At 57.7% G+C, this 9,022-nt stretch carries 8 protein-coding genes and 1 tRNA gene; 8 read left to right on the top strand and 1 reads right to left on the bottom strand.

All coding sequences use genetic code 11. The features are described 5' to 3' along the window. From VNL73_05595 to VNL73_05570, 6 genes are all read left to right on the top strand, one after another. A partial coding sequence (locus VNL73_05595) for an AIR carboxylase family protein (protein ID HXF48882.1) occupies positions 1–252 on the top strand: 252 nt, incomplete at its 5' end. Beyond that, entirely contained in the window at positions 249–1,412 is a 1,164-nt protein-coding gene (gene larC / locus VNL73_05590) for a nickel pincer cofactor biosynthesis protein LarC (protein HXF48881.1), read from the top strand. The genes VNL73_05595 and larC, both read left to right, overlap by 4 nt. A gap of 8 nt (positions 1,413–1,420) precedes the next feature. Then, complete coding sequence (locus VNL73_05585; protein HXF48880.1) at positions 1,421–2,383, top strand: electron transfer flavoprotein subunit alpha/FixB family protein; 963 nt, start codon at positions 1,421–1,423, stop codon at positions 2,381–2,383. A 123-nt stretch (positions 2,384–2,506) separates the two neighbouring features. Beyond that, positions 2,507–2,582, top strand: a tRNA-Gln gene (locus VNL73_05580). Positions 2,583–2,603: 21 nt separating this feature from the next. Then, positions 2,604–3,128: a heme-binding domain-containing protein gene (locus VNL73_05575; protein ID HXF48879.1), complete on the top strand. Its 525-nt coding sequence runs from the start codon at positions 2,604–2,606 to the stop codon at positions 3,126–3,128. Positions 3,129–3,141: 13 nt separating this feature from the next. Then, complete coding sequence (locus VNL73_05570) at positions 3,142–3,651, top strand: VOC family protein (protein ID HXF48878.1); 510 nt, start codon at positions 3,142–3,144, stop codon at positions 3,649–3,651. Between the two features lie 4 nt (positions 3,652–3,655). On the opposite strand, the gene VNL73_05565 is transcribed toward VNL73_05570, so the two are convergent. Next, positions 3,656–4,951, bottom strand: a complete 1,296-nt coding sequence (locus VNL73_05565) for a VCBS repeat-containing protein (GenBank protein ID HXF48877.1) — start codon at positions 4,949–4,951, stop codon at positions 3,656–3,658. Positions 4,952–5,146: 195 nt separating this feature from the next. Here VNL73_05565 and rnr point away from each other — a divergent pair, with 195 nt between their 5' ends. Together rnr and VNL73_05555 are read left to right on the top strand one after the other, a co-directional pair. Beyond that, entirely contained in the window at positions 5,147–7,315 is a 2,169-nt protein-coding gene (gene rnr / locus VNL73_05560; protein HXF48876.1) for a ribonuclease R, read from the top strand. Next, positions 7,312–8,790, top strand: a complete 1,479-nt coding sequence (locus VNL73_05555; protein ID HXF48875.1) for a sigma-54 dependent transcriptional regulator — start codon at positions 7,312–7,314, stop codon at positions 8,788–8,790. Before rnr ends, VNL73_05555 begins: the two co-directional genes overlap by 4 nt. Positions 8,791–9,022 lie beyond the last annotated feature (232 nt).

The following is a 9,022-nucleotide window of genomic DNA, read 5'->3' as shown; positions in this document are numbered from 1 at the left end:
CTGATTGTAGTGGCCGGGATGGAAGGAGCGCTCCCCTCGGTGGTCGGCGGGCTCGTGGACAAACCGGTCATCGCCGTTCCCACCTCCGTCGGTTACGGCACCCACCTCGGAGGGCTGGCACCGCTTCTGGCGATGCTCAACTCCTGTGCCGCCGGGGTGGTGGTGGTGAACGTGGACAACGGCTTCGGCGCGGGGTTCGCCGCCGCCACCTTTGCCCGCCAGGCCGCAAGGCTTTCTCAAAAGCGCGGATGAAAATTTTATACTTCGACTTGGTCGGCGGCGCCTCCGGCGATATGATTTTGGGCGCGCTCGTCGACTTGGGCCTGCCGGTCGAACACCTTCAAAACGAATGGAAAAAACTCGGCCTTTCCGGTTGGAAACTGGAACTTGAAAAGACCGCGCGGCAAAATATCGGCGCTACGTTGATGAAATTGCAGGTTCCGGACGAAAAAAAGCAGCGCCACTTGAGCCACTTCAAAAAGCTTTTGGACGATTCCTCACTTTCCGAAAAAGTGAAAGTCCAAAGTTACGCCGTCTTTTTGCGTTTGGCCCAAGCGGAAGCCAAAGTGCACCGCACGGAAGTCGAAAAAGTCCACTTTCACGAAGTGGGGGGGCTGGACACCCTGCTGGATGTCACCGGCGCCGCCATCGGCTTTGATTATTTCGGCATCGAGAAATTCTACACATCACCATTTCCGATGGGAAAGGGGAGCATCTCCGTTGCCCACGGGAAAATGCCGGTCCCCCCACCTGCCGTGGCGGAACTGGTTTCCGGTTTTCCCGTGCGGCAAACAGAAGTAGAAGGAGAGCAGGTTACGCCTACGGGCGCGGCGGTCATCACCGCCTTGGCAGCTTACGAACCGAAACTTTCTTTCCAGGCCGAAAAAGCGGGCTACGGCGCGGGTTTCGCCGACTTCAAGGAAACCCCCAATTTGCTCCGGCTTTGGCTCGGGGAGCAGAAGAAAATGTACGCCAGCGACGAGGTTACGGTTCTGGAAACGCAGATTGACAACACGGCGCCGGAGCTTTTGGGCTTTCTCTCGGAAAAACTGCTCGGATTGGGGGCTTTAGACGTTTACTACACCCCGATTCTGATGAAAAAAAACCGCCCGGCCCAGCTCTTGACTGTCTTGTGCCTGCAGATAAACGAACCTTCGTTAACGCAAGCCATTTTCGCCGAAACCGGTTCCATCGGCATTCGTTACAAGACCGCCCACCGCCACAAATTGGAGCGGGAAATGCTGGAAATCGAGACGGTTTTTGGTCGTCTGAAAGCCAAACGGGCCTTTTCCGACGGCGCAGAAAAAATCTCCCCGGAGTTTGAGGACTGCGCCCGGGTGGCCCGCGAGCGTAACATCCCCTTGCGCGAAGTGTACGAAGCGGTATTATCCGCTTGGCGGAATAGAAAATAGAAAAAAAGATGAAAACGCTGATATTTGCCGAGCAGAAGGAAGGAAAACTTGCATTGACAGCCGCCGAGCTTGTCACGTTCGCCCAAGCCCTTGGCGCAACCGAAATTTCCGCCGTCGTTTTGGGTGAAAACACGGTCGAGGCGGCCAAAACCTTGGGCCAGCTCGGCGTCAAAACGATTTACACCTTTTCAGACCCGAAGCTGAAATACTTCGTGGACGAAGCGTACGTGGCGCTCACAGCAAAGGTCGCCGCCGAAGCCAAACCGGATTTGATTCTGGGAGCCGCCGCCTTCGCCGGCAAATCCCTCTTTCCCCGCCTGGCAGCCCAGCTTAAACTTCCCCTGATAACCGACGTCTCCAAAGTCGAATCCAATACCACGGTCATCCGCCCATCCTACGGCGGCAACATCTACCAGAAAATAAAAATCGAAAAAACGCCCGCCCTTTTGACCGCCCGACCGAAATCGTTTCCGGCCGCAAAACCGGACGCAGCCAAAAGCGGGGAAATCAAAGCCGGTGTCGTCGATTGGCTGGCTCTGAACGTCCGCGCCGACGTTTTGGAAAAAGTGAAGGAGGAGGCCCAAACCGTGAACCTGGGGGATGCCGACATCATTGTATCGGGCGGACGGGGGTTGCGGGAGCCGGCCAATTTTGCGCTGATTCGCGACCTGGCCGCCGCCGTCGGCGGCGCCGTGGGGGCTTCCCGCGCCGTGGTGGACGCCGGCTGGATTCCCTACGCCCATCAGGTCGGCCAGACCGGGCGGACGGTGAACCCCAAGCTCTATTTCGCCTGCGGCATCTCCGGCGCCATCCAGCACTTAGTCGGGATGCAATCCTCCAGTGTCATCGTGGCGATCAACCGGGATAAAGACGCCCCCATTTTCGGCGTGGCCACCTACGGCATCGTCGGCGACCTGTTCGAAATCCTCCCAGCCCTGACCAAGGTTTTCAAGGAAAAACTGGGCCGATAATCCGAGACCTCCTGTTTCGGTGGCGCACATTGACTTTTGTACTGTGCGCCCGCACCAAATACAAAAACCATCCGGCGCCAGCGGGTGTCCTTCTGCCGTCAAAAAATGTATATTGCTCCCGTTTGGGGCGTAGCCAAGCTGGTAAGGCACGGGACTTTGGATCCCGCATTCCTAGGTTCGAATCCTAGCGCCCCAGCCAAAATCAAGCGAAAGGACGGCTGTGAAATTCTACAAGAAAATCCTTTGGGTTCTGGCGGCGGCGCTGGCGGCCGTCCAATTCATCCGGCCGGAAAAAAACGCCACGTTGGTTCCGGCGGAAAACAACATCGCCCAGGAGATACTCATCCCGGCGGGGGTGGATTCGGTTTTGCGCCGCTCCTGCTACAACTGCCACAGCAACAACACCGAATACCCCTGGTACGCGGAGGTCCAGCCGGCCGGCTGGTGGCTGGCCGGCCACATCCGCGACGGAAAAGGCCATTTGAATTTCGATGAATTCGCCAATTACTCCCTGCGGCGGCAGTATCACAAGCTGGAGGAAATTCAGGAAATGGTCGAGGCGGACAAAATGCCCCTGCCGCCCTACCTCTGGATGCACCGGGAGGACCGGCTCTCCCCGGCGGAAAAGTCGGCCGTAATCAACTGGAGCATCGAGGCCCGCAAAGCGATGGAATCGAAACACCCCGCCGACAGCCTGCGCCCTTTGCCGCGTCCGCAGCCTTCGGCCCCGCCGCAGACGATGTAGCAGGAGGAGCCGGGTGAAAAATCAAAAAGACAGCCGTCCCGTTGACGGGCGGGTGGAAATCGGCCACGTTCATCTCAAAGTGGCCGATCTGGAGCGCGCCCTTGATTTTTACTGCGGCGTGCTCGGCTTTGAGTTGATGCAGAAAATGGGAGAGGAAGCCGCCTTTGTTTCCGCCGGAGGATACCATCACCACATCGGGCTGAACACCTGGGAGTCCCGGGGCGGCCATCCGCCGCCCCCCGGCTCCACGGGTCTGTACCATTTCGCCATCCGCTACCCCTCCCGCGCGGCCTTGGCGGATGCTTTGCGCCGGTTGCAAAAAGCCAGAATTCCGCTCCAAGGGGCCAGCGACCACGGTGTAAGTGAAGCGCTCTATCTCTCCGACCCGGACGGCAACGGCATTGAACTCTATTGGGACCGCCCGCGGGAGCGCTGGCCCAAAACGCCGGACGGAAAGCTCGAAATGTTCACCCGTCCCCTCAAGTTGGACGAGCTGCTGGCGGAAATCCCTGACGGAACATGAGCTTCTAACATCCCGGCTGCTGTCCCAGAAAAATGGCCGTAAGCAAGGCGGCCACATCCCCCGGGGAAAGCGTCCCGTCGCAGGTCAAATCGACCACGCAGCCGGGGCAGACTCCTTTCCGGTGGAACGCGCAGTTTAAAAGCAGAATTAAATCGGCGAAGGTAAGCTGCCCGTCGGCGCTCAAGTCCCCGGGACGGGACGGGCAGTTTTCCGTGTGGGTCAAATTGCGCAGGACCGAAACCGTTTTGCTCCCCTGCCCCGCGGTGGCCAAATCCAAATCGGAGTCGCCGTCCAGATCGGCGGCGAAGACCGAATAAGGGACGCTGTCGGCGGCAAAAACTTCGTGCGGATGGAAACTCCCGTCCCCCCGGTTTAAAAACACCGAAAGGGAACCCGAAAACCAGTTGGCCGCCGCCACATCGGGGCGGCCGTCCCCGTTCAAATCAGCGGCAGTAAGGGCGTGGGGAAAAACCTCGGCGGGATAATCGACGTTCGGCGCAAACGTGCCGTTTCCGTTGTTTTTCAAAACCGAAATGGAGTTGTACCCCTCGTTGGCCGAGACCAGATCAAAATCCCCGTCGGCGTCCAGGTCGGCGGCGGCGATGGAAAGGGGCTCGGAGCCGCTGGCATAATCGGTTCTGGGAGCGAAGGTCCCGTTCCCCAGATTTTTTAGAACCGAAATGTTGCTGCTGTTGGCGTTCCCCACAGCCAAATCCAAATCGGTGTCGCCGTCCAAATCGGCCGCCACTACACAGTAGGGATGGTCGCCGGTGGTGTAATCCGCTCGACTGCCGAACACCCCGTTCCCCAAATTCTTGAAAACCGAGACCGTGCTGGTGGAAAAATTCGCTGCTGCCAAATCCAAGTCTCCGTCCCCGTCCAAATCGCCGGCAAAAACGGAAAACGGGTTGCCGTTGGTGGCATAGCGGAAAAGGGATTCAAATGTGCCGTCGCCGTTGTTTTTGAAAACCAAAACGGCAGTGTTGATGTAATCGGCCGCTGCCAAATCCAAATCTCCGTCTTGGTCCAAATCGGCAGCAACGATAAATACCGGATTGGTACCGGCACCAAAGTCTGCCTTCGGGGCAAAACTCCCGTCCCCGTTGTTTTTCAAAACGGAAACGAACAAACCCCCGGCTAAGACCAAATCACAATCCCCGTCTTGGTCCAAATCTGCGGCAGCCACTGAAAAGGGATTCCCTCCCACCCGGTGGGGCTCCCGCGGGGCAAAAAGCTCCCCCCAAACGGGGGCGGCCAGAAGCCAAATGAAAACGGCTGAAAGAAAAGCTTGCGGTCTCATCTTTTGCTCCTTGGTTTTGGGGATTAAGAAAGGACTATTACGGTATCCTTTCATAGTATCGACCCCAAATACGGCCGAATTTAGACCGATTTTTTAAACGGACACCGACTCTCACCAAGCTTATACACTCCGACAAGCTGGTCCGCATCTAAAAACTTGACAAAAACATCGCTGCCTGTCATTTTGTCAGCCGCCATGAGCAAGTTGTTAAGCAAGGAAGAGCTGGTCGAAAAGATAAAAACGGTGCTCAAAGAGAATTCCCACGCCCCACGCATTCGTGAGCTCGCCCGGCGCCTTTCCATCCCGGAAGGACAGTACTCGCAGTTCCGCCGGCTGGTCAAGTCGCTTCGCAACACTGCCATTTTGGATGCCCGCCGGGGAAAGCTCTTTCTGTCAGAAAGGCAGGAGTCAATTATTGGAACTTACACCCCTTCACGCGCCGGTTTTGGTTTCGTACAACCAGAGGATGGTTCGGATGAAATCTTCATAGCCCGTGACCGGGCCGGCGGGCTGCTTTTGCCCGGGGACAGGGTGGAAGTCCGGCTTTTGCGCCCTGCCTGGGGAGAGATGAAACGGGAGGGAGAAGTCCTCCGGGTCCTCGAACGCCAAACCGACCAATTAGTCGGCACGTTCCACCCCACCAACCGAGCCAATTACGTCATCCCGGACGGCTTGGGGGAACGCTGGGAAATCTACATCCCAAAAGAAAAGACCAAAGGAGCAAAATCAAGGCAAAAAGTGGTGGTTAAACTCCTTCCCCATAAGCCCGGTGTCTGGGGTCTCGAAGGGGAGATTTTCGAGGTGCTTGGTGATTCCACCAGCTCGGAGGCGGTGATTCAGGGGCTTGTTTTTTCTTATCGAATTCCGGTCGAATTCCCTCGCGAAGTCCAGCGGGAGCTGACTTCGTTGCCGGAGAAAGTCGGCCCGGAGGAGTTGAAGGGCCGCTGGGATTTCCGCAAAAAAACAACCTTCACGATTGACCCGATCGACGCCAAAGATCACGACGACGCCGTCAGTTTGGAAAAGCTCCCCAACAAGAACTGGCTTTTGGGGGTGCACATCGCCGACGTCTCCCACTACGTCCGCGAGGGGACGGCCATTGATAAAGAGGCGATCAAGCGGGGGAACTCGGTCTATCTGCCGGGCCGGGTGATCCCGATGCTTCCCCATGCCCTCTCCTCCAACCTCTGCTCCCTTTTGCCGAGAAAGGATCGGCTGGCCTACTCCTGCATGATGGAGCTGACCCCCGAGGGGATTGTGAAAAGCTACGAAATCGGCCGCGCGGTGATCCACTCCGCCGCCAAGCTCACGTATGAAGAGGTGCAGGAAATTTTCGACGGCGGCGCGGCCCGAAAAAGACTTTCCAAATTCGTCGAGCCGCTCGAGAATATGCTCCAGCTTTCTAAAATCCTCCTGCAAAACCGGATGAAGAAGGGGAGTCTGGATTTTGATTTGCCCGAGGACGAAATCATTCTTGACGACCAGGGACGGGTGATTGATTTAAAGCGCTCCGTCCGGCTCGATTCCCACCGGCTGGTGGAGGAGTTCATGCTTTTGGCCAACCAGACGGTGGCCCGCTTCGCCTCCGGCCTCAACATTCCCGTTCTCTACCGCGTCCACGGCCCGCCGGACGAGGAAAAAATCGAGGCGTTCTTTTCCATCCTTGCCGAGCTCGGGCACAAATTCTCCCACAAGGGTCCCATCACCCCGCTTCGGCTGGCCCACGTGCTCCAGGTCGTAGCCGGCAGGCCGGAAGTGGAGCTGATTAACGAAATTTTGCTCCGCTCCTTGAAAAAAGCGGTCTATCAGGATGAGAACATCGGCCATTTTGGGCTGGCTTTCGACCGTTACCTGCATTTCACCTCGCCGATCAGGCGGTATCCCGACCTTTTGGTTCACCGGGTGGTGAACGAATACCAGACCGGCAGGCTCTCCCACGCACGGTTTGAGCATTACCGAACGCAGGCCCGCCGCTTGGGGGCCCACTGCTCCGCCACCGAGCGGACCGCCGACGAGCTGGAACGGGAGGCGGTCAAAGTGAAACAGCTCGAGTTCATGCAGGACAAAGTGGGGGAGCATTACTCGGGAGTCGTCTCCGGCGTCACCAACTTCGGCATCTTCGTCCGGCTCGGCGACATGGGGGTGGAGGGGATGATCCGGCTTAGGGATTTGACCGACGATTACTACGTTCTGGACGAGCGGGGCCACCGGCTGGTGGGGCGCAAGACCAAAAAATCGATTCACTTGGGGGACAAAATTTCAGTCTGGGTGGTGCGGGTGGACCGGGAAGCGGGCCGCATCGATTTGGTTCCCGACTGGGAAATGGAAAAAACCGGAAAAAAACAGAAAAAACGCCGCCGATGAAATTCTTAATCGTTTCGCCATCTTCGGAGTTGCGCGAAAAGTTGACTTCCGCCCCCCATCCCCCCGATTGGGAATTCGTTTCCGTTTCGAAGGCCGCCGAGGCTTTGGGAGCTTTGAAATCGGAAAAATTCGCCGCTGTTGTTTTTGATACTTTGGTGGCCGACCTCGACCCCGAACGGCTTGTCAAACGAATCCTGCAGCGGGAGCCGGGCCTCATCTTGATTGCCGTGGCGCCGGGTTCGGAGCTCGCCGGTTTTCAAAAGGGGCTTTTCTTCCAGTCCGTCGAGGCCTTCCCCAAAGAGGGGTCTGGGGAAGAACTGATTGCTTTGCTCGAAGAATCCCTTAAAATCCAATCCGTTCTGAACCAAGCCGGCATCGTCGGCCGCTCCCGCGCGCTGAAAAAAGTTGCCCTCGAAATTTTGGCCATTGGTCCGACCGACTTGACCGTGCTCATCACCGGCGAATCCGGTTCCGGCAAGGAGCTCGTGGCCAAATCGATTGCCGAAAACTCCCCCCGTGCCGGAAAGCCCTTTTTGGCCGTCAACTGCGGGGCCTTTGCCGAGGGGGTTTTGGAATCGGAGCTTTTCGGCCACGAGCGGGGGGCCTTCACCGGCGCGGTGGTCCAGAAAAAAGGGGTTTTCGAGTTGGCCGCCGGCGGCACCATTTTTCTGGACGAAATCGGCGAAATCTCCGCCGCCACACAGGTCAAGCTTTTGCGAGTTCTTGAAGAAAAGGCCTTTTTCCGGGTCGGCGGCAAGGAGCTTATCAAAGTGGATGTCCGCGTCCTGGCCGCAACCAACCGGGACTTATCGACCGCCGTGGCGGAGGGGCGCTTCCGCGCCGATTTGTACTACCGCTTGGGGGTGGTGAAAATCGAGCTGCCCCCCCTGCGGGAACGCCGGGAGGATATTCCGCTCCTCGCTTTTCATTTTTTAAACCAGTTGAAAAAATCCAATCCGCAGTTGAAAACCGAAATCTCCGAAGGGGCGCTCGAAGAGCTTTCGCGCGCGCTCTGGCCGGGAAACATCCGCGAATTAAAGAACTTTATCGAAAGCCGCGCCCTTTTGACTCCCAACCGGACGATAACCGCCGAGGAGGTCCGCGAGCAGCTTTCCCGCACGGGAGAGGAGCGCCGCTTCCCCGTTGCCACGGGCAAAACGGTGGAGACGGCCGAGCGGGAACTGGTTTTTCAGGCCTTGGTTCAGCTCTCCAAGGAGGTGCGGGAGTTGAAGGAAATCGTTTTGGCCCGCGGCCCCGCCCAATGGCGCTACGAGCACCCCGTCCCGGGGGAAATCTCCCCGGAGGCGGAAGTTGCCGCCGCAACCCCCACCCTGGAGGAGATGGAAAAGGAGACCATCCGCCAAGCCCTGCGGGAGGTGGAAGGGAACCGCAAAAAAGCCGCCCGGCTTTTGGGGATCGGCGAACGGACCCTCTACCGCAAAATCGACCAGTATGGCCTGCGCAAAAACCGGTAGCATTTTGCCATTCCAGCCGTTTTGGAAGGGCAAATTTGCAACTAAGTTGATTGTGAATTTGGAAATTTTGGGCGGAGGTATAACGGGGGGATTGGGGGGATTTTTAAAACACCTCACCCCCTGACCCCCTCTCCGATACGGAGAGGGGGAACAGGGAAAGTCAGGTCATTGCAGGAGAGGGAGGGGCAGGCCGTTGGGGCTGCCCCTACGCCTTTCCTTTTTTTGTTTCTTT

The organism is Verrucomicrobiia bacterium, from assembly GCA_035574275.1.
Lineage (GTDB): Bacteria > Zixibacteria > MSB-5A5 > DSPP01 > DSPP01 > DSPP01.
The sequence above is the reverse complement of the archived record's forward strand: the minus strand, read 5'-3'. Positions and strand labels throughout refer to the sequence as shown.

Excerpts from the sequence above, each read along its gene's own strand:
- larC (HXF48881.1), top strand. The coding sequence starts at position 249 with ATGAAAATTTTATACTTCGACTTGGTCGGCGGCGCCTCCGGCGATATG.
- VNL73_05585 (HXF48880.1), top strand. The coding sequence starts at position 1,421 with ATGAAAACGCTGATATTTGCCGAGCAGAAGGAAGGAAAACTTGCATTG.
- VNL73_05565 (HXF48877.1), bottom strand. The coding sequence starts at position 4,951 with ATGAGACCGCAAGCTTTTCTTTCAGCCGTTTTCATTTGGCTTCTGGCC.
- rnr (HXF48876.1), top strand. The coding sequence starts at position 5,147 with ATGAGCAAGTTGTTAAGCAAGGAAGAGCTGGTCGAAAAGATAAAAACG.
- VNL73_05555 (HXF48875.1), top strand. The coding sequence starts at position 7,312 with ATGAAATTCTTAATCGTTTCGCCATCTTCGGAGTTGCGCGAAAAGTTG.